The 26,117-nt window shown below is 72.5% G+C and carries 23 protein-coding genes; 9 read left to right on the forward strand and 14 right to left on the reverse strand.

Features of this window, described 5'->3' with window-relative positions:
• Positions 1-31: 31 nt before the first annotated feature.
• Together ACFY6S_RS24730 and ACFY6S_RS24735 are read left to right on the forward strand one after the other, a co-directional pair.
• Positions 32-406: a F0F1 ATP synthase subunit epsilon gene (locus ACFY6S_RS24730; RefSeq protein WP_388814964.1), complete on the forward strand. Its 375-nt coding sequence runs from the start codon at positions 32-34 to the stop codon at positions 404-406.
• 125 nt (positions 407-531) lie between these two features.
• Positions 532-978, forward strand: coding sequence for a DUF2550 domain-containing protein (locus tag ACFY6S_RS24735; RefSeq protein WP_114624149.1), 447 nt, complete (start codon positions 532-534; stop codon positions 976-978).
• Between the two features lie 70 nt (positions 979-1,048).
• On the opposite strand, the gene ACFY6S_RS24740 is transcribed toward ACFY6S_RS24735, so the two are convergent.
• The 3 genes from ACFY6S_RS24740 to ACFY6S_RS24750 all read right to left on the reverse strand — a co-directional run bounded on the left by ACFY6S_RS24740 (position 1,049) and on the right by ACFY6S_RS24750 (position 4,908).
• Positions 1,049-2,905: a glycosyl hydrolase family 18 protein gene (locus ACFY6S_RS24740; RefSeq protein ID WP_388814962.1), complete on the reverse strand. Its 1,857-nt coding sequence runs from the start codon at positions 2,903-2,905 to the stop codon at positions 1,049-1,051.
• 126 nt (positions 2,906-3,031) lie between these two features.
• On the reverse strand, positions 3,032-3,682 hold the full coding sequence (locus ACFY6S_RS24745) for a response regulator (RefSeq protein WP_388814960.1): 651 nt from the start codon (positions 3,680-3,682) through the stop codon (positions 3,032-3,034).
• Entirely contained in the window at positions 3,679-4,908 is a 1,230-nt protein-coding gene (locus ACFY6S_RS24750) for a sensor histidine kinase (RefSeq protein ID WP_388814958.1), read from the reverse strand. The genes ACFY6S_RS24745 and ACFY6S_RS24750 overlap by 4 nt, the downstream gene beginning before the upstream one ends.
• Positions 4,909-5,065: 157 nt before the next feature.
• On the opposite strand from ACFY6S_RS24750, the gene ACFY6S_RS24755 reads away from it, so the two are divergent.
• On the forward strand, positions 5,066-5,650 hold the full coding sequence (locus ACFY6S_RS24755) for a hypothetical protein (protein WP_388814956.1): 585 nt from the start codon (positions 5,066-5,068) through the stop codon (positions 5,648-5,650).
• A gap of 48 nt (positions 5,651-5,698) precedes the next feature.
• On the opposite strand, the gene ACFY6S_RS24760 is transcribed toward ACFY6S_RS24755, so the two are convergent.
• The 3 genes from ACFY6S_RS24760 to ACFY6S_RS24770 all read right to left on the reverse strand — a co-directional run bounded on the left by ACFY6S_RS24760 (position 5,699) and on the right by ACFY6S_RS24770 (position 8,169).
• A complete protein-coding gene (locus tag ACFY6S_RS24760; RefSeq protein WP_388814954.1) occupies positions 5,699-6,271 on the reverse strand; it encodes a cob(I)yrinic acid a,c-diamide adenosyltransferase in 573 nt (190 codons plus the stop codon).
• A 145-nt stretch (positions 6,272-6,416) separates the two neighbouring features.
• Positions 6,417-7,319, reverse strand: coding sequence for an alpha/beta hydrolase (locus tag ACFY6S_RS24765; protein WP_388814952.1), 903 nt, complete (start codon positions 7,317-7,319; stop codon positions 6,417-6,419).
• Positions 7,320-7,419: 100 nt separating this feature from the next.
• A complete protein-coding gene (locus tag ACFY6S_RS24770; RefSeq protein ID WP_388814950.1) occupies positions 7,420-8,169 on the reverse strand; it encodes an SDR family oxidoreductase in 750 nt (249 codons plus the stop codon).
• Between the two features lie 143 nt (positions 8,170-8,312).
• On the opposite strand from ACFY6S_RS24770, the gene ACFY6S_RS24775 reads away from it, so the two are divergent.
• From ACFY6S_RS24775 to ACFY6S_RS24790, 4 genes are all read left to right on the forward strand, one after another.
• Entirely contained in the window at positions 8,313-8,939 is a 627-nt protein-coding gene (locus ACFY6S_RS24775; RefSeq protein WP_388814948.1) for a TetR-like C-terminal domain-containing protein, read from the forward strand.
• Positions 8,940-9,297: 358 nt separating this feature from the next.
• A complete protein-coding gene (locus ACFY6S_RS24780; protein WP_388814946.1) occupies positions 9,298-10,146 on the forward strand; it encodes a 3-hydroxyacyl-CoA dehydrogenase family protein in 849 nt (282 codons plus the stop codon).
• A gap of 155 nt (positions 10,147-10,301) precedes the next feature.
• Positions 10,302-10,625, forward strand: coding sequence for an STAS domain-containing protein (locus ACFY6S_RS24785; RefSeq protein WP_388814944.1), 324 nt, complete (start codon positions 10,302-10,304; stop codon positions 10,623-10,625).
• A 279-nt stretch (positions 10,626-10,904) separates the two neighbouring features.
• Entirely contained in the window at positions 10,905-13,688 is a 2,784-nt protein-coding gene (locus ACFY6S_RS24790; protein WP_388814942.1) for an ATP-binding protein, read from the forward strand.
• A 333-nt stretch (positions 13,689-14,021) separates the two neighbouring features.
• On the opposite strand, the gene nucS is transcribed toward ACFY6S_RS24790, so the two are convergent.
• Positions 14,022-14,693, reverse strand: coding sequence for an endonuclease NucS (nucS, locus tag ACFY6S_RS24795; protein WP_329063335.1), 672 nt, complete (start codon positions 14,691-14,693; stop codon positions 14,022-14,024).
• A gap of 216 nt (positions 14,694-14,909) precedes the next feature.
• On the opposite strand from nucS, the gene ACFY6S_RS24800 reads away from it, so the two are divergent.
• Entirely contained in the window at positions 14,910-15,302 is a 393-nt protein-coding gene (locus ACFY6S_RS24800) for an SCO5389 family protein (protein ID WP_329829506.1), read from the forward strand.
• A 183-nt stretch (positions 15,303-15,485) separates the two neighbouring features.
• On the opposite strand, the gene ACFY6S_RS24805 is transcribed toward ACFY6S_RS24800, so the two are convergent.
• On the reverse strand, positions 15,486-16,547 hold the full coding sequence (locus ACFY6S_RS24805) for an LLM class flavin-dependent oxidoreductase (protein WP_388814939.1): 1,062 nt from the start codon (positions 16,545-16,547) through the stop codon (positions 15,486-15,488).
• Between the two features lie 207 nt (positions 16,548-16,754).
• Between ACFY6S_RS24805 and ACFY6S_RS24810 the strand changes: the two genes are divergently transcribed.
• Complete coding sequence (locus ACFY6S_RS24810; protein ID WP_388814937.1) at positions 16,755-17,087, forward strand: ATP/GTP-binding protein; 333 nt, start codon at positions 16,755-16,757, stop codon at positions 17,085-17,087.
• 101 nt (positions 17,088-17,188) lie between these two features.
• Here ACFY6S_RS24810 and ACFY6S_RS24815 read toward each other — a convergent pair whose 3' ends face one another.
• The 6 genes from ACFY6S_RS24815 to scy all read right to left on the reverse strand — a co-directional run bounded on the left by ACFY6S_RS24815 (position 17,189) and on the right by scy (position 26,117).
• Complete coding sequence (locus ACFY6S_RS24815; protein WP_388814935.1) at positions 17,189-18,085, reverse strand: ABC transporter permease; 897 nt, start codon at positions 18,083-18,085, stop codon at positions 17,189-17,191.
• The gene (locus ACFY6S_RS24820) at positions 18,082-19,227 is read right to left on the reverse strand and encodes an ABC transporter ATP-binding protein (RefSeq protein ID WP_388814934.1); all 1,146 of its coding nucleotides are present in this window, start codon (positions 19,225-19,227) and stop codon (positions 18,082-18,084) included. Before ACFY6S_RS24820 ends, ACFY6S_RS24815 begins: the two co-directional genes overlap by 4 nt.
• 186 nt (positions 19,228-19,413) lie before the next feature.
• Positions 19,414-20,193 carry an ABC transporter permease subunit gene (locus ACFY6S_RS24825; RefSeq protein WP_388814932.1) on the reverse strand — a complete coding sequence of 260 codons (780 nt, stop codon included), beginning with the start codon at positions 20,191-20,193 and terminating at the stop codon, positions 19,414-19,416.
• A 3-nt stretch (positions 20,194-20,196) separates the two neighbouring features.
• Entirely contained in the window at positions 20,197-21,198 is a 1,002-nt protein-coding gene (locus tag ACFY6S_RS24830) for an ABC transporter ATP-binding protein (protein ID WP_388814930.1), read from the reverse strand.
• 149 nt (positions 21,199-21,347) lie between these two features.
• Positions 21,348-22,286, reverse strand: coding sequence for a cellulose-binding protein (locus ACFY6S_RS24835; protein ID WP_388814928.1), 939 nt, complete (start codon positions 22,284-22,286; stop codon positions 21,348-21,350).
• A 114-nt stretch (positions 22,287-22,400) separates the two neighbouring features.
• Entirely contained in the window at positions 22,401-26,117 is a 3,717-nt protein-coding gene (gene scy / locus ACFY6S_RS24840; protein WP_388814926.1) for a polarized growth protein Scy, read from the reverse strand.

A 26,117-nucleotide genomic window follows, 5' to 3' on the forward strand; every position in this document is an offset into this window, starting at 1 on the left:
TACGGCCGGGTGGTGACCCGAGGAGCCACCCATGGCTGCTGAGCTGCATGTCGAGCTGGTCGCCGCGGACCGCAGGGTCTGGTCCGGTGAGGCCACTCTCGTCGTCGCGCGCATCACGTCCGGCGACATCGGTGTCATGCCCGGTCACCAGCCGCTGCTCGGTGTGCTGGAGTCGGGCCCGGTGACCATTCGTACGAGCGACGGCGGAACGGTGGTGGCCGCCGTACACGGTGGTTTCCTCTCGTTCGCCGACAACAAGCTTTCGCTGCTGGCGGAGACCGCCGAGCTGGCGGATGAGATCGACCCCCAGCGCGCCGAGCGTGCGCTGGACCGCGCGAAATCGGATGACGACGACGCCGCCGGGCGCCGTGCCGACGTCCGACTGCGCGCGGTGGCGGCCCGATAAGGGGCTGCCACCACGGATTCACCCTCAGCCGCGGCTCGTTCCGGAACCCTTCCGGACCGGGTCGCGGCTGAGGCGATGCGGCTGCGGTTGTTCCGATACTGGATGAGGCGAGGAGGTCGGTGTTGATGGTCCTCGCTCTGCTTGTCTGCGGACTGGTCGTCGTACTGGTTGCGGTGGGGCTCTTCGTCTTCGGGCTGCGCCGGCGGCTGATCCAGCGCTCGGGCGGCACCTTCGACTGCAGTCTGCGGTGGAACGTGCCGGAGGAGCCCGATCTGTCCGGCAAGGGCTGGGTGTACGGCGTGGCCCGCTACAACAGCGACCGGATCAACTGGTTCCGCGTCTTCTCCTACGCTCCGCGCCCGCGCCGCACCCTGGAGCGCTCCGCGATCGAGGTGCTGGCCCGGCGGGCGCCCGAGGGCGAGGAGGAGCTGGCCCTGCTCTCCGACGCGGTCATCCTGGGCTGTACGCACGGTGGCGTCCGGCTGGAGCTGGCGATGAGCGACGACGCGCTCACCGGCTTCCTGGCCTGGCTGGAGGCCGCGCCTCCCGGACAGCGCGTGAACGTGGCCTGAGAGAGCGGCGTACGGCAGCGAGAAGGGGCGGCGCCCGCGGGCGCCGCCCCTTCCGTCGGTCCGCTGCCGGCTATCCGAGGCCGCTGTTGATCGCGGTCACCAGCTCGCCGTTGGCCGTGTCACCGGTGAAGTCCCAGAAGAAGGCTCCGCCGAGGCTCTGCTGCTTGGCCCACGCCATCTTCGACGTGATGGTGGCCGGGGTGTCGTAACTCCACCAGTTCGAACCGCACTTGGCGTACGAGGTGCCCGCGATGGTGCCGGTGGGCGGGCAGGTGTTCTTCAGGACCTTGTAGTCCTCGATGCCCGCCTCGTACGTCCCGGGTGCGGCTCCGGTGGCGGTGCCGCCCGGCGTGGCCTGGGTGACTCCGGTCCAGCCGCGCCCGTAGAAGCCGATGCCGAGCAGCAGCTTCTTCGCCGGTACCCCCTGCGCCTTGAACTTGGCGATCGCGTCGGCGGAGTTGAAGCCCTCCTGCGGGATGCCCGGGTACGAGGTGAGCGGGGAGTGCGGGGCCGTCGGGCCCTGGGCGGAGAAGGCGCCGAAGAAGTCGTACGTCATGACGTTGAACCAGTCCATGTACTGCGCGGCGCCCGCGTAGTCGACCTTGTCGATCTTGCCGCCGGCCGAGCCGTCCGCCGTGACGGCCGCCGTGACCAGGTTGCCCGTACCGAACTTGGCCCGCATGGCCTGCATCATGTTCTTGAACGCGGCGGGACCGCTGGTGTCGCAGGACAGACCGCAGGCGTTGGGGTACTCCCAGTCCAGGTCGATGCCGTCGAAGACATCGGCCCAGCGCGGGTCCTCCACCAGGTCGTAGCAGGACTGCGCGAAGGCGGCCGGGTTCTGGACGGCCTGGCCGAAGCCACCGGACCAGGTCCAGCCGCCGAAGGACCAGAGCACCTTGATGCCGGGGTACTTCGCCTTGAGCTTGCGCAGCTGGTTGAAGTTGCCGCGCAGCGGCTGGTCCCAGGTGTCGGCGACGCCGTCGACGGACTGGTCGGCGGTGTACGCCTTGTCGGTGGCCGCGTAGCTGTCACCCATGGCGCACTTGCCGCCGGTGACGTTGCCGAAGGAGTAGTTGATGTGGGTGATCTTGCTCGCTGAGCCGGAGGTCACCAGGTTCTTGACGTGGTAGTTGCGGTCGTAGACGCCCCACTCGGTGAAGTAGCCGAGCTTGACCTTGTCGCCCGTGCCGGGGCCCGGGTCGGTGCCGCCGCCGGTGGTGCGCACCGCGAGGGCGCCGCTGACCGGTCCCGTCTGGTCGGCGGTGTCGCGGGCCTGGACGGTGTACGAGTAGTCCGTGCCGGCGCTCAGGCCGGTGTCGGTGTACGTCGTACCGGTGACCGTGGCGACCTTGGCGCCGCCGCGCAGGACGTCGTAGTTCTTGATGCCCTTGTCGTCGGTGGCGGCGGACCAGGTCAGCTTGACCGAGGTGTTGGTGAGGTCGCTCGCGGTCGGGGTGCCGGGCGCGGAGGGCGGGTTGTCGCCGGGCACGCTGGGGCCGCCGTCGCACGAGCCGCCGTTGATCTTGCAGCCGGACGGGGAGCCCGTGCCGCTGCCGTTGAAGCCGAAGCTGATCGACGCGCCGGCGGCGAGTGCGCCGTTCCAGCTCTTGCTCTTCGCGGTCCAGTGGTTGGCCGAGCCGGTGATGTCGGCGTCCCAGCCCGAGGTGACGGCCGTGCCGGAGGGGAAGTCCCACTCCACGGACCAGGCGGAGATGCTCGTGGTGCCGGTGTTCTTCACCGTCCACTTGCCCTCGAAGCCCGTGCCCCAGTCGGAGACCTTGGTGTAGGTCGCGGTGGCGGACTCGGCGGCCTGGGCGGGGGTGGCGAGGGCGACGAGCGCGGCGAACGGCAGCAGCAGCGCGGTCAGTCCTGCGACGGTTCTGTGTTTGAAGCGGGGTCTGGGGGAGGCGAGTCGGGTCTTCACGCGTGCTCCTCAGAGGTGAGTGGGGGACTGCTCACCCTGCGACGGCTCTCACCGCAGTGTGTGCGGTGAGAGTAGAAAGGTCTGGACCACCCGTCAATAGGTCCAGACCAAAGCCGACCCGTCGGGTCAGACGCCCAAGTCCCTTGCGAGCACCGCCGCTTGGGTCCGACTGCGCAGTTCCAGTTTCCCGAGCACCCTGCTCACGTGCGTCTTCACCGTCGCCTCGGCCATCTCCAGCCGGCCGGAGATCTCCGCGTTCGACAGTCCCTCGCCGAGGCAGGAGAGCACCTCGCGCTCCCGGCGCGTGAGGGTCTCCAGCGCCGCGCGGGCCGCCCCGTCGTCGGGCCGCCCGGGTGCGGGCGCGGCGAACTCCGCGATCAGCCGGCGGGTCACGGCCGGCGCGATCAACCCCTCGCCGCGCGCCACCGTGCGTACCGCCGTGAGCAGCTCCCCGGCCTCCGCGTCCTTCAGCAGGAACCCGGCCGCGCCCGCCCGCAGCGCGCCGAAGACATACGCGTCCAGGTCGAAGGTGGTCAGCACCAGCACGTCCGCCAGCCCCTCGGCGACCACCGCGCGGGTCGCCGACACCCCGTCCAGGCGCGGCATCTGCACGTCCATCAGCACCAGATCGGGGCGCAGCTCGCGGGCCAGCGCGAGCGCCTCCTCGCCGTCCGCCGCCTCCCCGACGATCTCGATGTCCGGGGCGCTGCGCAGGATCAGTACCAGCCCCGCCCTGACCGCCGCCTGGTCCTCGGCGACCAGCACCCGGATCGTCATGACGTACCGCTTCCTTCCGGTCCTCGGTGATTCCGCGACACGGGCAGCTCCGCCCGTACCGCCCAGACCTCATGGCCGCCGTCGCCACCGGAGACCGGGCCCGCCTCGAACACCCCGTCCAGCAGGGCGGCCCGCTCGCCCATCCCGATGAGCCCGGCGCCGGAGCCGGGGGCGCGCGGGCCGGGCCGGGCGCCGTAGGGGCTGGTCACCCGTACCGTCAACGCGCCCGCCGCGGAGCCGAGTTCGACCGCGACGGTACCGGGGGCCGCGTGCTTGAGCGCGTTGGTCAGCGACTCCTGGACGATGCGGTAAGCGGCCAGCTCCACCGGGGCGGGCAGCGTCGTCGCCGTACCGCGCCGGTCGTCCAGGGTGAAGCCGAGTCCGCTGGAAGCGCCGTTCGCGCGGGCCTGTTCCAGCAGCGCGTCCAGCGCGGCGAGACTCGGGGCGGGGTCCGGCCGCCGGGCCTCGTCGCCGCCGTCCCGCAGCAGACCGATCAGCCGGCGCATCTCGGCGAGACCGTCGACGCTGTTCTCCCGGATGACGGTGAGCGCCTCGCGGGTGGTGCGCGCGTCGTCGAGCGAGAGGGCGGCCGTCGAGTGGATCGCGATGGCGGAGAGATGGTTGGCGACCAGATCGTGCAGCTCACGGGCCATCCGCGCCCGCTCGGCGGTCACGGCCTGGGCACGGTCCATCTCGGCGAGCAGCGCGATCTGCTCGGTCCGCAGCCGCGCGGCCCCGGCGGCGTCGCGGTGGCCCCGGACCTGGGCCCCGGTGATGGCAGGCAGGAAGCCGACCAGGCCGACGGCCAGCCCCAGCAGCAGACCGTCGGCCCGCTGGAGCCAGGCGGTGAACCCGATCGCCGCCCCCACCGTGCACAGCCCGGTCGCCCACGGGATACGGCGGGCCGCCGCCGGGCTCCCGTACAGCACCGCCGCGTACATGAGGTCGGTGTACATCAGGATCGTCGCCGGACTGCCCGTCGTGAACTGATTCGCGATCAGGGCCACCGTGCCGACCAGCAGGATGGTCCGTGGCGCCGTCCTGCGCAGCAGTTCGAGACCGGCCGTGACGACGAGCGGCGCCAGCACCCACGCCCCGGGCAGCAGCGGTGCGGTGCCCTGGGTGCCTACGCCGACGGCCCACAGCGTCAATCCGCCCAGCAGCCCGGCGGCGGCGAGCAGTACGCCGTCACGGTGCGGCCGGAGGGAGCGGAGGGAAGCGGTCACCGCACCATCCAACACGGCGGGCCCGGCCCCTGGCGTCGGCACCACGGGGGAGCGCGGCTACATCGAAAGACGCAGCCGCGTTTCGTCACCGGCGACGAGGTGACACGCCCGCGCGGGCGGGAGGCTGGAAGGGCGGAAGAGCGAAAGGAGAGGCGCCGTGATCGTCACACTGATCGTCGTCTGCGAGGCCGGCTTCTGGGTACTGCTGGCCGCCGGGCTGGCCCTGCGCCACCCGGCCGGGAAGCCGCGCCTCGGCGCGGCGGTCCTGCTGCTCGAACCGCTGCTGGAGGTCGTCCTGCTGACCGCCACGGTCGTCGACCTCAAGAACGGCGCCGAGCCGGACTGGAAGCACGGTCTGGCCGCGCTCTACATCGGCTTCACCGTCGGCTACGGCCACTACACGGTCCAGCGGATCGACGCCCACGCCGCCCACCGCCTCGCCGGCGGGCCGCCCCCGGTGAAACCGCCGCGCCACGGGATGGCCCGCGCCCGCTACGAGGGCGGGCTGTGGCTGCGCACCGCCGTGGCGGCAGCGGTCGCCGTCGCGCTGCTCCAGCTCGCGATCCTGTACGTGGGCGACGCGGCCAGGACCGGGCCGCTGACCGACTGGCAGCTGACCGCGGTCCGGGCCACCGGGATCCACGGGGTCATCGCGCTGACGTATCTGCTCTGGCCCAAGAAACCCCCGAGGGACGGTGAACCCGCCCGCGCGGAGCACTCCGCGCCACTGACGAAGCGCTGACGGCAGCGTTGACGGGAGCGCTGGCGGGGCGTTGACGGGCGGGGTCGCTCAGCGCTCGCCGCCCGGCACCCACAGCACGTCCCCGACCTCCTTGTTCGCCACCCGGGCCAGGATGAACAGCAGGTCGGAGAGGCGGTTGAGGTAGGTCGCCGTCAGCGCGTTCATGGACGCGCCGTGCGCTTCGAGCGCCGCCCAGGTCGAGCGCTCGGCCCGTCGTACCACCGTGCACGCCTGGTGCAGCAGGGCGGCGCCGGGGGTGCCGCCGGGGAGGATGAAGCTGCGGAGCTTGTCCAGCGTCTCCAGGAAGTGGTCGCAGTCGCCCTCCAGCTTGTCGATGTACGACTGCTCGACGCGCAACGGCGGATACTCCGGGTCGGCCACGACCGGTGTGGACAGGTCGGCGCCGACGTCGAAGAGATCGTTCTGCACCCGTACCAGCACTTTGACGACCTCCGGAGCGAGCTGCCCCAGCGCGATCGCCGTACCGATGACGGCGTTGGCCTCGTTGGCGTCGGCGTAGGCGGAGATCCGCAGGTCGGTCTTGGCGGTCCGGCTCATGTCACCGAGCGCGGTGGTGCCCTTGTCGCCGGTGCGGGTGTAGATGCGCGTCAGATTGACCATGGGGCCAGCCTAGGCCGTGTGGCGACGGGCGCGCCGTGCGCCCGGACCCGCCGTCCGGAGGACCCCGGGTGGCTGTCGCGGGGGGTGCCGGGGCGGAACGGGTACGAGGCGCGCCGACGCGTCCGGCCGGGTCCTGGCCGTCCCGTCAGACGGCCGGCCGGTCGAGGTGGGTCCGGATGAAGGTTCCGACCTCGTCCAGGGCCCGGGCGCCCTCGGCGAGGACGGCGGCGAATCCCTGGAAGACGTGGGGAGCGCCCGGGAACGTCCGCAGGGTGACCGCCACGTCGTCGGCTGCGGCCTTCGCGGCCAGCCGGACGGCGTCGTCGAGGAGGACCTCGTAGGTCCCGACCTGGATGAGCAGCGGGGGCAGTCCGCGCAGGTCGGCGAAGAGGGGGCTGGCGAGGGGGGAGCGGGGGTCGGCGCCCGCGAGGTAGTCGTCGGCGCGGGTGGAGAGCGCCTGCCGGGTGAGGGCCGGGTCGAGGGCGGCTCTGGTCTCGTGACTGCGGCCGGACTGGGTGAGGTCCGCCCACGGGGAGAGGACGGCGGCCGCCGCCGGCCGGGGAAGTCCGGCCTCCTCGACCGCGACCAGCAGGGCCAGCGCGAGTCCTCCGCCGGCGGACTCGCCGCAGACGGCGATCTCCTCGGCCGGGACGCCGCGGTCGAGCAGCCCCCGGTAGGCGGCGAGGGCGTCGTCGACCGCCGCCGGGAACGGGTTCTCCGGCGCGAGGCGGTAGTCCACGGTGTGGACGGTGGTGCCGGCGCGGCGGGCGACGTCGGCGGCCAGGTTGACGCTGGCCGCGGCGGACCCGAGGGCGTAGCCGCCGCCGTGGAGGAACAGCACCGCTCCCCGCGCCTCGCCGCTGCCCGCCGTGACCTCGACGGCGCTGACGCCGCCGAGCCGGACGGGTATGGCGCGGACGTCCTCGGGGACGGGGTGGGCGCCGATCATCTCGTCGAAGACGAGGCGCATCTTGTGCGGGTCGCCGCCCATGTCGAGCGGGGAGGTGCGGAGCAGGTCGATGATCGCGTCGAGCGGGGACTCGGCCATGGCGGTCTCGCTTTCTCGGTTTCCTCGGTGCGTTCGCGGAGGCGTCCGCGGAGGCAGGGGGGAGAGGCAGATACGGGGGAGGGGCGGCGGTTCCAGGCGGTCAGGCGACGCCGCCGTTGGCGAACAGGACCTGGCCGTTGACCCACCGGCCGTCGGGACCTGCCAGGAAGGCGACCGCGCCCGCGATGTCCTCGGGTGTGCCGAGCCGCTCCAGCGGGGAGGCGGCGGCGATCCGCTCGACCAGGTCGGGGCTCTTGCCGTCCAGGAACAGCCGGGTGGCGGTCGGCCCGGGCGCCACGGCGTTGACGGTGACGTCCCGGCCGCGCAGTTCCCGGGCGAGGATCAGGGTCATCGCCTCGACCGCGCCCTTGGTCGCCGCGTAGGCGGCGTAGGTCGGCTGCTGGAGCCGGGTGACGGAGGTGGAGAAGTTGACCAGCGCGCCGCCGGGGCGCAGCCGCCGGGCCGCGAGCTGCGAGACGACGAACGTGCCGCGCACGTTGACCCGGTGCATCCGGTCGAAGGCGTCGAGGTCCATCTCCGCCAGCGGGGCCAGCGTCATGATCCCGGCGGTGTTCACCACCACGTCGACGCGGCCGAAGCGTTCCTCGGCGGCGTCGAACAGGGCCGTCATCGCCGTCTCGTCCGCGACATCGCCGGGCGCGGCGACGGCCGCGCCGCCCGCCTCCCGGATCGAGGCCACGACCTTCTCCGCGCGCCCGGCGCTGCCGGAGTAGTGCACGACGACCGCCGTGCCCCGCGAGGCCAGGACGTGCGCGACGGCGCCGCCGATCCCGCCCGAGCCCCCGGTCACGATCGCCACACGGGTGGCGGACTGCTCAGTGCTGGTCATGGTGACCTCTCTCGTTTTGTGGACGATGAGTACATTAACAGTATGTAGACCGAGCGTCCATATATATGTGGCCCGTGAGTCCATATAATTGTCCGTGGAGGCCGCGCCGAACGGGCCGGCCGCGCCGGACGAGGAGTGGACGCATGGAGCGAACAGACGCGGAGGGGCCCGGCCCGCTCAAGCCGGGGCGTGGGCGCCGCCGGGCGGAGGACGTCCGCCGCGCGACGCTGGCCGCGGCAGGGGAGCTGCTGCTGGCCGAGGGGGTGCGCGCCTTGACCTTCTCGAAGGTCGCCGCCCGCGCGGGCGTCAGCAAGATGACCCTCTACAAGTGGTGGCCCTCCCCCGGAGCCCTGGCCTTCGACGCCTACTTCAACGCCTTCCAGGCCAGCCTCGCCTTCCCCGACACAGGCGACATCAGGCGGGATCTGACCACACAGCTGCACGTGTTCGTCGATCTCCTGAACCGCAACGGCTCCGTCATAGCCGGGATCATCGGAGCCGCCCAGGGCGACCCCGACCTGGCGAAGGCGCTCTCGACGCACTACGTCACCCAGCGCCGCGCCCTCGCCGTCGAGCGCCTCACACGCGCGCGGCAGGCCGGTCAGATCCGGGCGGGAGTCGACCTGGAGGCGATCGTCGACCAACTCTGGGGCGCCGTCTACCACCGGCTGCTCCTGCCCGCGCGTCCGCTGACCACGGAGTTCGTCGATCAGCTGCTCGCCAACCTCTTCGAGGGCGTCGCCCCGGCCTCTCCGGACCCCGCCGCTTAGCGACGGACAGCCGGGTCCGGCCCGGTGGCGCGCCTCGGCGACCGCGAACCCCCTTCCGGAAAAGCCCCGCTGACGGCGCGTCGCCGGAACCCGGGGTCGGGGCGCAGGCGTCGGGCGGCCCCGTGACCGTCGCACCGTACGGAGCCCGGCCCCGGGGTCCCCGGGCGTCCGGGGGCCCAAGTACGCGCCCTGCGGCGCCTGATCGGCCGCTCCGGTGTGATGTCCGTCATGTGAGACGTGACGCGCATCTCTTCACCGGCGCACGGCCGTCCACGACCGCTAACCTCCGGCACAGCACGGAAACGTGAAACAGATGTCGAGGCTGAACAGAAGCCGTTCGAGAATCGTGGGGTGCGTCGTGGCAGGGAAGCTCGCCGTCGTCGGAGCCGGACTCATGGGATCCGGGATCGCGCAGGTGTCCGCCCAGGCGGGCTGGGACGTCGTGCTGCGGGATGTCACCGACGCCGCGCTGGCCAGAGGGATGGACGGGATCAGGTCCTCGTACGGCAGGTTCGTCGCGAAGGGCAAGCTGGAGGAGGCCGACGCCGACGCCGCGCTGTCCCGGATCACCACGACCACCGATCTGGACGCCGTGGCCGAAGCGGACATCGTCGTCGAGGCCGTCTTCGAACAGCTCGACGTCAAGCACGAGATCTTCCGCGCGCTCGACACACTCGTACGGGACGACGCGGTGCTCGCCTCCAACACCTCAGCCATCCCCATCACCAAGATCGCGGCCGTCACCGAGCGCCCCGAAAGGGTGGTCGGTACACACTTCTTCTCACCCGTTCCGATGATGCGGCTCTGCGAGCTGGTGCGCGGTTACAAGACCAGCGACGAAACGCTCGCCACCGCAAGGCGGTTCGCCGAGTCCGTGGGCAAGACCTGTATCGTCGTCAACCGCGACGTGGCGGGCTTCGTCACCACCCGGCTGATCACCGCACTCGTCGTCGAGGCCGCCAAGCTCTACGAGTCGGGCGTCGCGTCCGCCGAGGACATCGATGTCGCCTGCCAACTGGGGTTCGGTCACGCGATGGGGCCGCTCGCCACCGCCGACCTGACCGGTGTCGACATCCTTCTCCACGCGACCGACAACATCTACACCGAGTCCCAGGACGAGAAGTTCGCCCCGCCGGAGCTGATGCGCCGGATGGTGGACGCGGGTGACATCGGGCGCAAGAGCGGGCAGGGCTTCTACAAGCACTGAGCCGAATCGGTCGGTTTCTCTCACCCCACCGGGTGAATTCGGTATCGGTTGGCTCACGGACGGCAACTTCCGCGGCCGTCGGACAGTCACTTGTTGACGTACGGCAAAGACGGATTCAGGGACCGAGCACGGAAAAGCACTCTCGGGGAGCGCATATGCACATCAGGGGCGACCACGCCGAGCTGGTCGTCGGGGGCCGCCTCGACGTCCGCAGCGCGGCGGACGCCCGAACGGTCCTGCACTCGGCCGTCGACGACGGAGCCGGCGATCTGGTGCTCGACCTGACCGGACTGGACTCCTGGGACGCCACCGGACTCGGCGTCATCATGGGAGCCCACCGACGCGCGGGGCGGTGCGGCCGGAGGCTTGTGCTGAGGGGTGTCCCCCCGCAGATGCAGCGTCTGCTGGTGGCCACCCGGCTGCACCGCATCCTCGCCATCGAGGGCGGCATCGTCGCTGAATCGCTTCCTCGGGTCTGACCTGCGCCCCGTCCGTGCGGACCGGATCCGCGGACCGCACAGGGGCCGCACAGGTCGGACCGGACATGGCGGACCGGAGCGGTCACAGCGCGCAATCCTCATAAGACCGTGATGTCTTGGACTGCGTGCCACCCCGGCCGATCGTAGATACTGGTCCGAGGTCTAGGGTTCGGCCGTCTGCGCATTGACCGACCCGAAGAGCAGGCACCGGACCAGAAGCGACAGATGGGCGTGTGAGGCCGGGGGCAACGGCACGCCACGATCTGGGGGGCTTTCACCATGGACCCGATACACCGGGGACCGGAAGAGTACGGTCACGACGGAGAACACGACGGCGGTGGCGAACACCCCGGCGGGAGCACACCCATGGGGCACGACGCCGCCCGGGACGCGACACCCGGCACGCCGCGTGACGCGTCGGCACCCGCACAGGCTTCCGGGCGTCCGCCCGCGCGCCCCGGGGGCTCCACCGCCTCCTCGGGCGCCGTCGCGCACATCCAGGGCGGCGGCCCCGTCACCCCGCCGCCCGTACGCACCGTCCAGCTCATCTCCGGCGACCTCCTGCTGACCGTCAACCCCGTCGACGGCAGCGAGATCGAACACTGCCCGCCCGGCCACCGCACCGCCGCCCCCGCCCGGCGCACCGCCGAGGAGCGCGCGGCGCTCCAGCGCGCGGGCCGCCCGCCGGTGCCCCCGGGACCCGCCGGGCCACCGCTGCCGCTGCTCGAACGCGGCCCGGAGCGCGAGCGCCTGACGGAGCTGCTGGGACGCGGCCGGTCCGTACGCCTCACCGGCGCGCCCGGCTCCGGCCGTACCGCGCTGCTCGAAGCCGTCGCGGCCGACTGCGCCGACCTCGCGCCCGACGGTGTGGTCCGCCTCTCCGGTCACCGCCGCACCGCCACCGAGCTGCTGTACGAGCTGTACGCGGCCGTCCACCGGGCCCCGCTCGTGCGACCCGACCGCGCCGCGCTGCGCGAACTGGTCCGGGACATCGGCGCGGTGGTCGTCCTCGACGATCTGGAACTGGGCACGGAGGCGCTGGACGAACTCCTCACCGCCACCCCTGAATGCGCCTATCTGCTGGCCGCCACCCCCGGCGCCGAACCGCCCCCGGCGGACGTGCGCCTGGAGGAGGTCCCGCTCGGCGGGCTCGGCCGGGGCTCCTCGCTCGAACTGCTGGAGCGCGTCGTGGAGCGGGCGCTCACCGACGAGGAAGCCAACTGGGCGGGCGACCTCTGGTTCGAGTCCGAGGGCCTGCCGCTGCGCTTCGTCCAGGCGGGGGCGTTGCTGCGCCAGCGCGACCGGCTGCGCGCCGGGGCCGAGGCGTCCGACGAGTTCGAGCCCTTCGAGCGCCCCGCCGACCCCGCCCAGGACGCCGTCTCCGCGCGCTCCTTCCCACGCGGCACCGGCGGCACGCCCCGTGAGGGCGCGGACGGGACCGACGGCAACGACATCCCGCTGCCCACCCTCGGCGAGGGCGCCGCGCCCGCCGCGCTGCTCGCCTCCCGGCTGAGCGAGGCCGCCCGCGCGACCCTGCGGTTCGCCGTCGCGCTCGGCGGTGAGGTCCCGCACCAGGCGCATCTGCCGGCCCTGGTCGGCGACACGCACGCCGACGCGGCCCTCGGCGAACTCACGAGCTGCGGCCTTCTCACCCCCGTCGGCCCGCGCTACCGGCTCGCCCCCGGTGTCGCCGCGCAGCTGACCGAGCGGGGTTACGCGGACGACGCGACCACCCACGCCCACACGGCCGCCCAGCACTACGCCTGGTGGGCCGGGCACCCCTCCGTCACCCCCGAGCGCGTCGCCGCCGAGGCCGACGCCATCCTCGCCGCGATGGGCCCCCTGGTGCCCGGCGAGGAGGCCGTCCACCCCAGCGCCGCCGTACTGCTGGCCCGCAGCGCCGCGCCCGCCTTCCTGGCCGGGCTGCACTGGGGCGCCTGGGAGCGGGTCCTGCGCTCCGGCTCCGAGGCCGCGCGGCTCGCCGGAGAGGTCGCCGAGGAGGCGTACTTCCATCACGAACTGGGCGTCCTCGCGCTCTGCCTCGGCAACCTCGACCGCGCCCGCGCCGAGCTGGAGGCGTCCATCGGGATGCGTGGCGCCGTCGCCGACAAGATCGGCACGATCGCGGGCCGCAGGGCGCTGGCGCTGGTCACGGACCGCGAGGTCCGACCGGCGGGCACGGACGCGCCGACCGTGCGGTACGAGGGAACGCCGCCGCCCCCGCCTCTCACCTCGACCCCGGCGTACGGCACGGACGCCGCTCACGGAGCCGGGCTGCCCGTGGCGCCGGGCCCCGGTACCGGTTCCGGGGGCGGCCCCGCCACCGGCGCCGCCCCCGCCGGGAACGTCGCACAGCCCGTCCGGACCGACGCGTCCGGCCCCGCCACCGTCGTCTCCGCGTCCGGCGCGCGGGGCCGCCGCCGACCGCCCTTCGGCGGAGCCAGGCGCAACCTGGTCGCGGCCGGCGCGGGCGCCGTGCTCGCCGCCGTCCTGGGCACGGTGGTGACGCTGGGCGCGACCTCCGGCAACAAGGACGCACCGGCGGACGATCTCCGTACGGAACAGACCGCGGACCCGGACAGCGACGACGACACCACCCCCGCCGAACAGCCCGCCGACAACGCGAACAACGACCCCGGCGGGCCGTGGACCGAGCAGAACGCCCCGGCCTCCCCGGACCCGACGGGCAGCGTGAGTCCCTCCGGGACGGCGTCCCCCTCCGAGGCGAGCCCGTCGGACAGCGCCACCTCCCCCGACGACGAGGATCCGTCCGAGCCGGAGGAGTCCCCCGGCACTCCGTCGGAGCCCTCGACCTCGCACTCCACGCCGCCGCCGAGCAGTTCCTCGTCCCCCGCGCCCCCGTCGACGGATCCGCCGACCGAGGAACCGTCCCCGGAGGAGCCCACGGACACGGAGTCCGACCCGCCGCCGTCGTCACCCCAGACGACGCTGAGCGGCCCGATGCCGAGCGCGACGGTCGGTGCCGGGGAGCAGCCGGCTGTGACGGCCTCGGAGGACGAGCCGGACACGGGTGCGGCGGACACCGGCCCCGCGGTGCTCTAGGACCTGTCTGCGAACTCCCGGCTGCCCCGCGCCGCCTGGCACGCACTCTCGCCGCACCGGGCTCAATGCCACGTACACCCGGTACGAGGCAGTGCACCGGCACGCCGAGAGCACGCACCGGACGCCGCGGGGCCGCCCTTCGGGCGCCGACGGGAGTTCGAGGACAGGCCCCAGCGGCACGGGGCGCGGCGACCGGGCGGGGACGACCCGCGCGGGCGCGGACCGGCCCGCGAAGGCCCGTGGGAAAAGCTCCGGCCCCGGCGTCGCGCGCCGGGACCGGAGCGATACGCCGCCGGCGCCCCCCCCGAGGGGCCGCCCGGCGGCGCCGAGATCTCAGAACAGCCGCAGCTTGTCGTCCTCGATGCCGCGCATGCCGTTGTAGTCCAGGACGACGCAGCCGATGCCCCGGTCCGTCGCCAGCACCCGGGCCTGCGGCTTGATCTCCTGGGCCGCGAACACCCCTCTGACCGGGGCCAGATGCGGGTCGCGGTTGAGCAGTTCGAGATAGCGGGTGAGCTGTTCGACCCCGTCGATCTCGCCGCGCCGCTTGATCTCCACGGCCACCGTCGCGCCGTCCGCGTCGCGGCACAGGATGTCCACGGGGCCGATCGCCGTCGGGTACTCGCGGCGGATCAGGGTGTATCCCTCGCCCAGTGTCTCGATCCGGTCGGCGAGCAGTTCCTGGAGGTGTGCCTCCACGCCGTCCTTGATGAGACCGGGGTCGACACCCAGCTCATGGGAGGAGTCGTGCAGGACCTCTTCCATGGTGATGATCAATTTCTCGCCCGCTTTGTTCACGACGGTCCACACGCCGGCCTCGTCGTCCACACCCTCCTTCAGCGTGCACGGGGGAGACATCCAGTTGAGCGGTTTGTACGCCCGGTCGTCGGCGTGGATCGACACACTGCCGTCGGCCTTGACCAGGATGAGGCGGGGGGAAGAGGGCAGGTGGGCGGTGAGGCGGCCCGCGTAGTCGACGGAGCAGCGGGCGATGACGAGACGCATGGTCGGCAACGCTACTCGACCGGCGGCGCCGCGCGCGATTCGCCCCGGAAGCCCCGTTCGTTATTGGCCGGTTGTGGTCCCATTCTCCTGGTGCGGGCGGGGCGGCGCGCCTAACGTGGAAGCAGGAGGTCGCCGGTCGTGCACGCTGCGTCGTCGTCGCCTCCTTCCCTGCCCGTAAGGCCCCGGCTTCCTTCCGGGGTCGCGAGAGGAGAACCCATGTCGCTCGACGTCTCACCGGCGCTGTTGGATCAGGCCGAGCGAGGCGAGGTTGACGAAGCGGCTTTCGTCGACTGCGTCCGGACCTCCCTGCCCTACGCATGGGAGATGATCAGTTCTCTGGTGGCTCAGCTGAAGGTGGACGGTGGACAGTTCGCCGACAACCAGACGCCTCCGCCGGACGAGCAGGCACGCGGGCAGCTGCTGCGCGCGCTTGCCAGTGACGCCATTCGTGGCGCGCTTCAGCGACATTTCGGAGTGCGTCTCGCATTCCAGAACTGCCACCGTGTCGCGGTGTTTCCGCTGGACCCCTCGGTCGACGAGCGGCTGGCCCGCTTCACCTCGGTGAGGGGCCAGTTGCTCAACCAGTCACCCGAACTCCGGGACTGCTGAAGCCTCTTGCTGCCGCTCCGCGCCGTGAACGCCGATACGGGGCCGGAGCGGCAGCCGGCCGGAACGCGGTCCGCCGGGGCCGTCGCCCCGGTCGCTGCCGCCGCACACATCCGTACCACCGCGCGCCAGGTCATGCCCACCGCCCCGGCGCCGGGCTCCCCGCCTTCCCGGGCCTGGTTCGGGTCAGACGAGGAGCGGCAGTACGTCGGTGCCCAGGCGCCGTACGTTCTCCTCCGTCGCCGCCAGGTCGCCGGAGCCCTCCACGAGCAGCGCGAACCGGGTGATGCCCGTGCGCTCCGCCGTCGCCGCCAGCCGGTCCGCCGCCAGCCGGGGCCCGCCCACCGGGTGCAGACCGCACAGCAGCTCCGTGTACGCGACGGGGTCGCGCATCGTGCGCTGCCTGCCGTCGACGGTCACATGCGCCCCGAGCCCCTGGCGCAGCCAGCCGGGCATCGCCTTGACCAGGGTCTCCGTCGCCTCGGTCCGGTGGTCCGCGATCTGCGCCACCCCGGCCGACACATGCGCCGCGCCCGCGATCTCCGCCGACGGGCGGCCCGCCGCGCGTGCGTGGGTGCGCCAGAGCTCGACCATCTCCGCCTTCTCCTCGTCGCCGCAGTGCATCCCCAGCAGCATCGGCAGGCCGTGTTCCGCGGCCAGCTTCACGCTCCTCGGTGAGGTACAGGCCATGATCGTCTCGGGGCCGGCCGGGCCGTCCGCGCGATCGGTGTCCCGCGCCGGGTCCGGGGCGATCAGCTCGTCGGGCCGGGGGACGACCGGCACCTCGCGGAAGCGGAAGCGCTCCCCGTCGGCCGATACGCGCGGCTCGCGCAGCCAGCGCAGCAGGAGACCGAGGGACTCGGGGAAGTCCCGCTCATAGGCGCTCAGCCCGGTCCCGAACACCTCCAGGTCCACCCAGGGGCCGCCCCTGCCCACCCCGAGGGTGAACCGTCCACCGGACAGCAGATGCAGCAGCGCCGCCTGCTCGCCGAGCGCCACCGGATGTACGTTCGGCAACACGCTGACCGCCGTACCCACCCGGATGTGTCGGGTGCGGCCGAGGAGCAGCCCCGCCAGGGTCACGGCCGACGGGCAGACGCCGTACGGCACGAAATGGTGTTCGGCCAGCCAGACCGAGTCGAGCCCGGACTCCTCCGCCAGCTCGGTGGTGCGCACCGCCCGGTGCAGTGCTTCCCCCTGTCCCTGGCCCGGGAACTGGGCGGCCAGTACAAAAACTCCAACACGCATCGCCTTCTGCCTCCTTGCGGCCGACGCGACTCCCCCTACTGGCAACAACGTCTGACACGTGCCAAAGGCACGGCCGGACGTAAAAGTCTTGCGATTGTCCGGTAAGTGCCTTCTGCGTATCCGTGGGTTCGCGTCGCGCGGGACGTGTACCCGCCGCGAGGAGCCGTAGGCTGGACGGATCGTGCCGTCCGTCCCGTGAGGTGTCCTGTGTCCCCGCGCCGCAACCGCCCCCGAGGCGGCGAGAGTCCGACCGAGCGCGCCGCCGGTGAGGCGGGGGAGAGGTACGGCGGCTTCCAGAGATCCGAAACATGGCAGGGCGAGAACTGGTCAGTCCGCCATGTGGCCGGGGCAAGTGCCGCCGGCAAGCGGTACCGCTGCCCGGGCTGCGACCAGGAGATCCCCTCGTCGGTGGCCCATGTGGTGGCCTGGCCCGAGTACAGCGGCGTGGACGAACGGCGCCACTGGCACCAGGCGTGCTGGAAGGCGAAGGACCGCCGCACCTCGCGGGTGCAGCGGTCCCGTAACGCGCCGAGGTACTGAGCGGCCCGCCGCCCGCCGGGCCCGCGGGCCGGTCCACCCGGCCGGCGCACCCGCCGGCGCGGCGCCCGCGGGGTCGGAGGCCGGTCCGGCCCGGCGTCCGCTCACGCGTCGCGGCGGTCGAGCGAGAGGTACGCGCCCGCCATCGCGACCACCGTCAGCCCGAGCATGATCCACAGTGGCTGCCAGCTCTGCGAGCCGCCGACGGAGCTGGCGGGGTCGAAGGAGACATCGCTGCCGTAGAACACGGCCAGCTGGGCCGGGATGCTGTAGGTGAACAGGGCCTCGCGCACGCCGTCGAGCGATTCCGAGAACATGAACATGGCCATGACCAGCGGCAGCAGCACCACCCCGATCATGATGGTGATCGCGCCGGCCGAGTGCCGGATCATCGTGCCGACCGCCAGCGAGAGCAGGCCCAGCAGGGCCAGGTAGAGGCTGATGCCGACGGTCGAGCGGAACCACTCGTAGCCGCTGGGCGAGCGCCCGTCCAGGAGCGCGACCTGGAGCGCGCCCACGACCAGCGTGGTCACGGTCGAGACCACGAAGACCAGCACGAAGAAGACCAGCGATTTCGCTCCCAGCACCCGGCCCCGGCCGGGGCACGCGGTCAGGGTCGTGCGGATCATGCCGGTGCCGTACTCGGAGGCGATGACCAGCACCCCCAGCGTGATCACGCACATCGTGCCGAGCAGCACCCCGAAGAAACCGAGCACGAGTACGTTCGCGCTGCCGACGTTCCCGCTGGTCGCGCCGATCGCCGCCGCTGTCAGCAGCCCCACGCCGACCATCAGCGCGACCATCGTGCCGAGGGTCCACATCGTGGACCGTACGGAGCGGATCTTGGTCCACTCCGAGGCCACGGCGTCGCCGAGATGAGCGCGCCGGGCCGGGATCGGCGAGGTGTATCCGATGAGGTCCGGCCCGTGACCGTGCTGCGGCGGGGCGCCCTGCGGTGCCGGGGGGCCCGGCTGCGGGGCCTGCTGGTACGGGGTCGTCATCGGGCGTCCTCGTCGGTGTCGCTCGTGGTGGGTCCGGCGGCCGGCGCCGGGGCGGGGGCCGCGGCGGGCGGGGCCGGTGTTACGGGCGCGGCGTGCGGGTTCTGTCCGGGCGGCGGCGGGACGTACCAGCCCTGCTGCGGCACCTCGGGCACGACCGGCACCGGGTACCCGTGCTGACCGGCCCCATAACCCTGGTGCGGGGGCTCGAATCCGGCCAATTCATCGGCCGTCGAACGGTAGTCCACCGCGCTCTGCGTCATCCGCATGTACGCCTCCTCCAGCGACGCCTGGTGCGGCGACAGCTCCCAGAGCCGTACTCCGGCCTCGTGCGCCAGATCGCTGATGCGCGGCAGTGCCAGCCCCGTGACCCGCAGCGCGCCGCCCGGCTCGGTCAGCACCTGCCCGCCGGCCTCGGCCAGCACCACCGTCAGCTTCTCGCGCAGCCCCGGGTCGGTGTCCGGGGTGCGGGCCCGGGCGAAGTCCGCCGAGTTCGCGGAGATGAAGTCCTTGACGCTCATGTCGGAGAGAAGCCGGCCCCGGCCGATCACGATCAGATGGTCGGCGGTCAGCGCCATCTCGCTCATCAGGTGCGAGGAGACGAAGACCGTCCTGCCCTCGCTCGCGAGCTGCTTCATCAGACGGCGCACCCAGAGGATCCCCTCCGGGTCGAGACCGTTGACCGGCTCGTCGAACAGAAGCACCTGCGGGTCGCCGAGCAGCGCCGCCGCGATGCCCAGCCGCTGCCCCATGCCGAGCGAGAAGCCCTTGGTTCGCTTCCTCGCGACATCCTGGAGGCCGACGACACCGAGCACCTCGTCCACCCTGGTGGCCGGGATGCCGGAGAGCTGCGCCAGCGACAGCAGATGGTTGCGCGCGCTGCGCCCGCCGTGCAGCGCCTTGGCGTCGAGCAGCGCGCCGACCTGGCGCGGTGCGTTCGGCAGCCCGCGGAACGGGTGTCCGCCGACGTTCACGTGCCCCGAGGTGGGCCGGTCCAGCCCGAGGATCATGCGCATCGTCGTCGACTTGCCGGAACCGTTGGGGCCGAGGAATCCCGTGACATGCCCGGGCCGCACCTGGAAGGAAAGGTTGTGCACGGCCGTCCTGGCGCCGTAGCGCTTGGTCAGGCCGATCGCCTCGATCATTCTCCAGCCCCATCGACAGGTCAGGTCGTCGGGGCCCTGGCCATGACCGGCCGAAGGCCCCCGTAAGAGTTAGGAGGATATCCGGGCGTTGACGGTTCCGGCCAAGCCGTTACGACGGAGCGTCGCCGAGCCGCCGGTACGGACCTTCCGGCCCGCCGACGGCACGCGGCCGCGCCGGGCGCCCCGCTAGGCGTCCCGCTTGCGCATCACCACGTACCCGCCGATCAGCGCCGCCACCACCCAGAGCGCCATGATCCCCAGGCCGCCCCACGGCCCGTACGGCCGGTCGGTCGCGTTCATCGCGTCCGGCACCACCTGGAGGATCCGTGATCCGGCCTGGTCGGGGAAGTAGCGGGCGACATCTTTGGCGCCCGGCACCGCCGAGAGGATTCCGGAGACCAGGAAGAAGAACGGCATGAGGATGCCGAGCGACAGCATCGAGCTGCGCAGCATCGCCGCGACGCCCATCGAGAACACGGCGATCAGCGCCATGTAGAGCCCGCTGCCGATCACCGCGCGCAGCACGTTCGGCTCGCCGATGCCCGTACTGTGGTCGCCCAGCAGCGCCTGGCCGAGGAAGAACGACAGGAACCCGGTCGCGAGCCCGACCACCAGCGCCAGCACCCCGGCCACCAGGATCTTGCAGAAGAGGAACGTGGCGCGCTGCGGTACCGCGGCCAGCGAGGTGCGGATCATGCCGGAGCTGTACTCGGAGCCGACCACCAGCACCCCGAAGACCACCATCGCCAGCTGCCCGAGGACCATCCCGGAGAAGCTGGTGTACGTCGGGTCGAAGGTCATCTGCTGGGCCGTGCTCAGATCGCCGAACTGTGAGTTGAGCAGCGCGGAGAGCGCCGCGCCCATGGCCACGGTCACCACCAGGGCGCTGATCAGGGTCCAGGTCGTGGAGGAGACCGTACGGATCTTGGTCCACTCCGACTGGAGGACCGCCGGTACCGATGCCATCGTTCAGGCTCCCTTGCCCTGGTCGTTCCCGCCCCGGCCGGGCGTCCCCCATCCCGGCGAGCCCCACCCGGTCGCGGGCGGGGCGCCGCCGCCGTCCGGGCCCGCGTGGGCGTGGTACTCGACCGACTCCGCCGTCATCTGCATGAACGCTTCTTCCAGCGAGGCGCGCTGGGAGCTCAGCTCGTGCAGCACGATGCCGTGGCGGGCGGCCAGTTCACCGAGCCGCTCGGGCTCGGCCCCGTCGATCTCCAGCACCCCGCCCGCCCCCTCGACCGCGGTGAGACCGGCCTCGCTCAGGGCGTCCTTCAGCCGCTCGCGGTCCGGGGAGCGCAGCCGCGTGTAACTGCGCGAATTCTCGTGGATGAAGTCGGCCATCGATGTGTTCGCCAGCAGCCTGCCCTGCCCGATCACGATCAAATGATCTGCCGTCAGGGCCATTTCACTCATCAGATGGCTGGAGACGAAGACCGTGCGGCCCTCGGCCGCGAGCCCCTTCATCAGATTGCGGATCCAGTGGATTCCCTCGGGGTCCAGACCGTTCACCGGCTCGTCGAACATCAGGATCTCGGGGTCACCGAGCAGCGCGGAGGCGATACCGAGCCGCTGCCCCATCCCCATGGAGAAGCCTTTCGATTTACCCTTCGCCACCGATGTCAGCCCGACCATGTCGAGGACCTCGGAGATCCGGTTCGTCGGAATGCGGTTGCTCTGGGCCAGACAGAGGAGATTGTTGTAGGCGCTGCGCCCGCCGTGCATGGCCTTGGCCTCCAGCAGCGCGCCGATGTGCTTGAGGGGCTCGGAGAGTTCGCGGTAGTGCTTCCCGTCGATCCTGACCGTTCCGCTGGTCGGGTTGTCCAGATCGAGCATCATCCGCATCGTCGTCGACTTGCCGGCGCCGTTGGGTCCCAGGAACCCTGTCACGACACCGGGTCTCACCGTGAAGGAGAGATCACTCACGGCTACCTTGCGGCCGAAACGTTTGGTGAGCCCCGTTACCTCGATCATGCGGCCCAACCTAAAGGCGCGCAAAGCCCCCCGCCACCGGAGTGACGAGGGGCTTGCGCGATCGTTACGTAATCGTACGATCTGATCGCGGATCGTACGACCATCCCGCGGCCGGGACCTGCGCGTCCGTAACGAACGGGGCCGTCGGTTCAGCGGGACTGCTGAGCCGGGACACCGCGCGAGATCGGTTCGTCGTCGGCGGGGGTGCCGGCGGCGGCCACCGCGGCTCCGGTCAGCGTGGCCAGCATCTCGCGGACGTTGGTCAGCTGCGCGTTGATCGAGTCGCGGCGGTTGGTGAGCGCCGCCAGCTCGCGCTCCGATTCGCTGCGGATCCGGTCGGCCTTGGCGTTCGCGTCGGCCACGATGTCCTCGGACTGGCGCTGGGCCGTCTCGACGGTCTGCCGGGCCCGGCGCTCCGCGTCGGTGCGCAGCTTCTCGGCCTCCAGGCGCAGCTGCTCGGCGCGGTGCTCGATCTCCGCCAGCCGCTTCTCGGCCTTCGCCTGACGCGACGCCAGGTCGCGCTCCGACTGCTCACGCCGCTTGGCGAGGTTCGTCTCGAAGTCCGCCGCGGCCTGGGCGGCCTTGGCGCGGGTCTCCTCGAAGAGCGCGTCCGCCTCCTCACGCTTGGACTGCGCGTCCTTCTGCGCGTCCGAACGGAGCGTGGCGGCGTCGCCCTTCGCCTTGTCGACGATGCGGACGCCCTCGTCCTCGGCCTTCGCCTTGCGCTCGGTGGCGTACGCCTCGGCGTCGTTGCGCACCTGCTGGGCCGCGGACTCGGCCAGCTCGCGGTGCTGCTCGGACGCGCGGCGGGCCTCCTCGCGCAGGTCCTTCGCCTCCTCCTCGGCGAGACGGAGGATCTTCTCGACACGGGCACCGAGGCCGGCGTACGACGGCTCCGCGTCGGTCACCTGGGCCTGGGCGTTCTGCGTTTCGAGGTGGAGTTCCTCGATGCGCTTCTCGAGTGCGGTGATACGGGACAGTGCGCTGTCACGGTCGGCGACGAGTTTGGTAATGCGGTCGTCCACCTGACCGCGGTCGTAACCACGCCGCACGAGCTCGAAGCCGAATGGGGAGGAAGTGTCGCTCATGGGGTTCCTGTCGAATGAGACCGGTGAGGTGATAGGGGGAATCCTAGGGGCCTAAGCGGCGTGTCATCGAGCGGATACGGGTTCGATCTGGAGAATGTCCAGCCTTTTGAGTGGCTAGCCGTCAGAGGACTTGCCACTCGAACGGGTTGTCCCCGCCGCGGCACCCGCCTTGACGGGGCCGTCCTTCGCGGGAGCGGCGGGCGATTCGAACGATTCCAGCGCCTCCAGCACGTCCTGGACCCGGGAGATCTCGGCCTGGATGTCCTCCCTTCTGCGTACCAGGATGTCGAGTTCGCGTTTGCCCTCCTCGACCATCCGTGTCGCCTCCTGGTCGGCGTCGGCGCGCAACTTCTCGCCCTGCCGGGTGAGATCGGCCTTCTTCTGCTCGGCCTCCTTGAGCAACCCCTCGGCCTTGCGGACGGCGGCGATCCGGACCTTGCTCGCCTCCGAATTGGCTTCCGCGAGCAGCTCCTTGGCCTTCTCCTCGGCCTCGGTCCGCTGCTCGGTCGCCGCCTTCATCAGATTGTCGACGCGCTCGCCCGCGGTTCTCAGCTGCTCGGCCGTCTCCCGGCGGGCCCGCTCGTGGAGCTGCTCGACCTCGCTCTCGGTCCTGACCCGCAGCTCCTCGGCCCGCTCCCGTATGGCCGTGGCGTCCCGGCGCGCGCCCACCAGCAGCTCGTCCGCGTCCGTACGGGCCTTCTCCACCAGGGAGTTGCCCTCGACCGTCGCGTCCGCCGAGATACGGCCGGCCTCCTTGCGGGCCGCCGCCACCATCCGGTCGGCCTGCGTCTCGGCCTCGGTGGCGACGTTGAGCGCCTCCTCCTGGGCCTTGTTGATGAGCTGGTCGGCCTGCTCGGCCGCGTCGGAACGGCGCTTGGCCGCGTCCTTGCGCGCCTCGTCGAGCAGCCAGTCCGTCTCCTCCTGCGCCTCGTTCCTGACCCGCTCGGCCGCCGCCTCCGCCTCCGAGGTGAGCCGCGCGGCCTCCGACCGCAGCCGCTCGGCGGCCTGTTGGGCGGAGCCCACCGTCTCGGCGGCCTCGGCGCGCAGCCGCTCGGCCTCGCCGGTGGCCTCCGCGACGAGCCGGTCGGCCTGCGCCGCCGCCTCGCCCCTGATGCGGTTGGCGTCCTCGCGGGCCTCCGCACGGGCGCGGGAGGCGTCCTGCTCGGCCGAGGCGAGCGAGTCCGACGCCTCGGTCCGTACCCGCCGCACGTACTCCGCGGTCTCGGAGCGCGAGCGCTCCGCCTCCGCGATCGCCTCGTTGACGGTGCGTTCGGCCAGCGCCTGCGCGGCGTCCGTCTCCTCCTGGGCCTTGACGAGCAGCCGGCCCGCGTCCTCGGCGGCGCGCTCCCGCTCCGCGAACGCGTCGGCCCGTACCCGGTCGGACTCCTCCTGCGCCTCGGTCCGCACCCGGTCAGCGGCCTGCTCGGCGGCGGTCTGCCGCTCGGCGATCTCCTGCTCGGCCTGCTCCTGGAGACCGGCGACCGCGTCCCGCACCTGCTGGGCGGTCTGCTCCCCGGCCGCCACCAGCTCGGTGGCCCGGTAGTCCGCCTCGGAGACCAGCCGCTGCGCCTCGGTCTGCGCGTCCTCCACCCGTTTACGGGCCGACGCCAGCAACTCCTCGCTCTGCTCGCGGGCCCGCTCGCGCTCCTGGTCCGCCTCAGCGCGGGCGGCGGCCAGCGTCTCCTCGGCCTCGCGGCGGCGGCGCGCCGCCTCCTCCTGCGCGGCGGCCAGCGCCTCGGCGGCCTCGGTCTCGACCCGCTCGGCGGCCGCGGACGCCTCCGACCTGGTGCGGTCGGCGCTCTCCTGCGCCTCGCTCTTGAGCCGCTCCGCCTCGGCCGCGGCCTCCGACCGCAGCCGCACCGCAGCGCTCTCCGCCTCCGCGCGCGTCTGCGCGGCGTCGGAGGCGGCCTCGGTACGCAGCCGCTCCGCCTCCTCCTCGGCCTGCGCCTGGAGCGTGCGCACCCGCTCGGCCGCCTCGGTGCGCAGCCGGTCCGTCTCCTCGGCGGCCTCACGGCGGATCCGCTCGCCCTCGGCGCGGGCCTCGCCCAGCGCCTCCTCGGCGGAGGCCAGCCGCTGCTCCGCCTCGGTGTGCAGCCGGGTCAGCTCGTCCGCGGCCTCGTCCTTGCGTGACGCGACGCCGCGCTCGGTCTCCTCGCGCAGCTCGGCGGCGGCCTTCTCGGCGGCGGCCGTGGTGGCCTCCGCCTGCTCCTCGCTCTCCGCGCGCAGCCGCTCGGCCTCGGCGCGGGTGCGCTCCAGGGTCTCCTCGGCCTGGCGGCGCAGCGTGGTGGCGCGCTCGATGGCCTCGGTGCGTACCCGCTCGCTCTCGGCCGTGGCACCGGAACGCAGTTCGTCCGCGTCCGCCTTGGCCTTGGCGAGCAGCTCCTCGGCGGTCTTCGCCGCCTCCTCGATCTTCTGGACGGCCTCGCGACGCGCCTCGCCGCGGATCCGCTCGCCCTCGGCGACCGCCTCGGAGCGCAGCTGCTCGGCCTCACCGCGCAGCCGGCGGGCCTCCTCCTGGAGCTCGACGGTCTTGGCGCGGTACTCCTTCGTGTCGTCCTTGGCCGCGCCCTTGAGCTGGTCGGCCTGCTCGGCGGCCTCGCCGCGCAGCCGGTCCGCCTCCGCCTCGGCCTCGCGGCGGATCCGCTCGGCCTCCTCGCTCGCGGACCTGGTGGTGTCCCGCGCGTCCTCGGACGCCTTGGTGAGCACCTCCTCGGCGGTCCGGGCCGCCTTCGCGAGCTGCGCGGCGGCGTCCTCGGCCGCGACCGTACGGGCCTTCTCGGCGGCCTCGGCGACCAGCTTCTCGCCCTCGGCGCGGGCGTCGGCGAGGGCCTGCTCGGCCTCGGACTTGGTGGCCTCCGCCTCCTTCGTCGCCTCGCCGACCATCCGGGCGATCTCGGACTTGGCCGTACGGGTGCGCTGCTCGTTCTGCGACTCGACGCCGGACAGCCGCTTGGCTGCGGCCTCCTTCGCCTCCCCGACGACCTTCTCGGCCTCGGCCCGCGCCTCGCGCAGCCGCTCCGTCGCCTGCTGCATCCGCTGCTCGGCGGCCCGGCTCAGCTCGGCGGCCTGCTGGCGGGCCTGCTCCGCCTCGGCGGCCGTGGACGAGCGCAGCTGCTCGGCGTGGCCCGCGGCCTCCTGCGCCTGCGCCGAGGCGGCGTTCAGCAGCCGCTCGGCGTCCTTGCGGGCCCGCAGCAGGATCGACTCGGCCTCGGCGCGGGACGCCTCCGCCTCGGAGCCCAGCCGCCGGCGCGCCTCCTCGGCGACCCGGGCGGCCTCGGAGCGGGCGGCGGACAGCGCCTGCTCGGCCTCGGCGCGGGACTCGTCGAGCAGCCGCCGCGCCTGTGCCTCCGTACGGGCCCTCAGCTGCTCGGCCCACGCCACGTTCTCGTTGACGTGCGACTCGACGGTCTGCCGGCGCTCGGCCAGCTCCTGGTCGAGCCGCTGGCGCCGCTGGACGGCCTCGTTGTGCAGCTCGGCCTGGAGCCGCGCCTGGTGCTCGGCGTGCTCCTGGAGGATGCGCTGCGTCTGGGCGCGTGCCTCGCGCAGCTCGCGCTCGGCGTCCGCGCGCATCTGCTCCGCCTGCATCTGGGCGTTGCGCAGGTGCTGTTCGGCCTGATAGCCGAGGTCGCCGCTGTCGTAGGACGGACGGGTCGCCAGACTGCGGCGCGCCTCGTGCAGCTTGGCGCGCAAGACCTCGACCTGGTAACCGAGGTCCTCGGCGTGCTGGACGGCCTTCTCCCGCGCTGTCTTCAGCCGGTCCATCTCGGCTTCGAACCGCGAAAGGTGGTCGTCGTCAGCTCGGTGGCTCTCCTGGCGTTCGTAGCCCCGCAC

The organism is Streptomyces sp. NPDC012835 (assembly GCF_042900885.1).
Taxonomy (GTDB): domain Bacteria; phylum Actinomycetota; class Actinomycetes; order Streptomycetales; family Streptomycetaceae; genus Streptomyces.

What these genes read in the sequence shown, in the direction of transcription:
- ACFY6S_RS24770 (WP_388814950.1), bottom strand. Translation starts at nt 8,169, where the DNA reads ATGACCAGCACTGAGCAGTCCGCCACCCGTGTGGCGATCGTGACCGGG.
- ACFY6S_RS24735 (WP_114624149.1), top strand. Translation starts at nt 532, where the DNA reads ATGGTCCTCGCTCTGCTTGTCTGCGGACTGGTCGTCGTACTGGTTGCG.
- ACFY6S_RS24775 (WP_388814948.1), top strand. Translation starts at nt 8,313, where the DNA reads ATGGAGCGAACAGACGCGGAGGGGCCCGGCCCGCTCAAGCCGGGGCGT.
- nucS (WP_329063335.1), bottom strand. Translation starts at nt 14,693, where the DNA reads ATGCGTCTCGTCATCGCCCGCTGCTCCGTCGACTACGCGGGCCGCCTC.
- ACFY6S_RS24800 (WP_329829506.1), top strand. Translation starts at nt 14,910, where the DNA reads ATGTCGCTCGACGTCTCACCGGCGCTGTTGGATCAGGCCGAGCGAGGC.
- ACFY6S_RS24760 (WP_388814954.1), bottom strand. Translation starts at nt 6,271, where the DNA reads ATGGTCAATCTGACGCGCATCTACACCCGCACCGGCGACAAGGGCACC.
- ACFY6S_RS24835 (WP_388814928.1), bottom strand. Translation starts at nt 22,286, where the DNA reads ATGAGCGACACTTCCTCCCCATTCGGCTTCGAGCTCGTGCGGCGTGGT.
- ACFY6S_RS24805 (WP_388814939.1), bottom strand. Translation starts at nt 16,547, where the DNA reads ATGCGTGTTGGAGTTTTTGTACTGGCCGCCCAGTTCCCGGGCCAGGGA.
- ACFY6S_RS24815 (WP_388814935.1), bottom strand. Translation starts at nt 18,085, where the DNA reads ATGACGACCCCGTACCAGCAGGCCCCGCAGCCGGGCCCCCCGGCACCG.
- ACFY6S_RS24785 (WP_388814944.1), top strand. Translation starts at nt 10,302, where the DNA reads ATGCACATCAGGGGCGACCACGCCGAGCTGGTCGTCGGGGGCCGCCTC.
- ACFY6S_RS24730 (WP_388814964.1), top strand. Translation starts at nt 32, where the DNA reads ATGGCTGCTGAGCTGCATGTCGAGCTGGTCGCCGCGGACCGCAGGGTC.
- ACFY6S_RS24830 (WP_388814930.1), bottom strand. Translation starts at nt 21,198, where the DNA reads ATGATCGAGGTAACGGGGCTCACCAAACGTTTCGGCCGCAAGGTAGCC.
- ACFY6S_RS24820 (WP_388814934.1), bottom strand. Translation starts at nt 19,227, where the DNA reads ATGATCGAGGCGATCGGCCTGACCAAGCGCTACGGCGCCAGGACGGCC.
- ACFY6S_RS24745 (WP_388814960.1), bottom strand. Translation starts at nt 3,682, where the DNA reads ATGACGATCCGGGTGCTGGTCGCCGAGGACCAGGCGGCGGTCAGGGCG.
- ACFY6S_RS24825 (WP_388814932.1), bottom strand. Translation starts at nt 20,193, where the DNA reads ATGGCATCGGTACCGGCGGTCCTCCAGTCGGAGTGGACCAAGATCCGT.
- ACFY6S_RS24790 (WP_388814942.1), top strand. Translation starts at nt 10,905, where the DNA reads ATGGACCCGATACACCGGGGACCGGAAGAGTACGGTCACGACGGAGAA.
- ACFY6S_RS24765 (WP_388814952.1), bottom strand. Translation starts at nt 7,319, where the DNA reads ATGGCCGAGTCCCCGCTCGACGCGATCATCGACCTGCTCCGCACCTCC.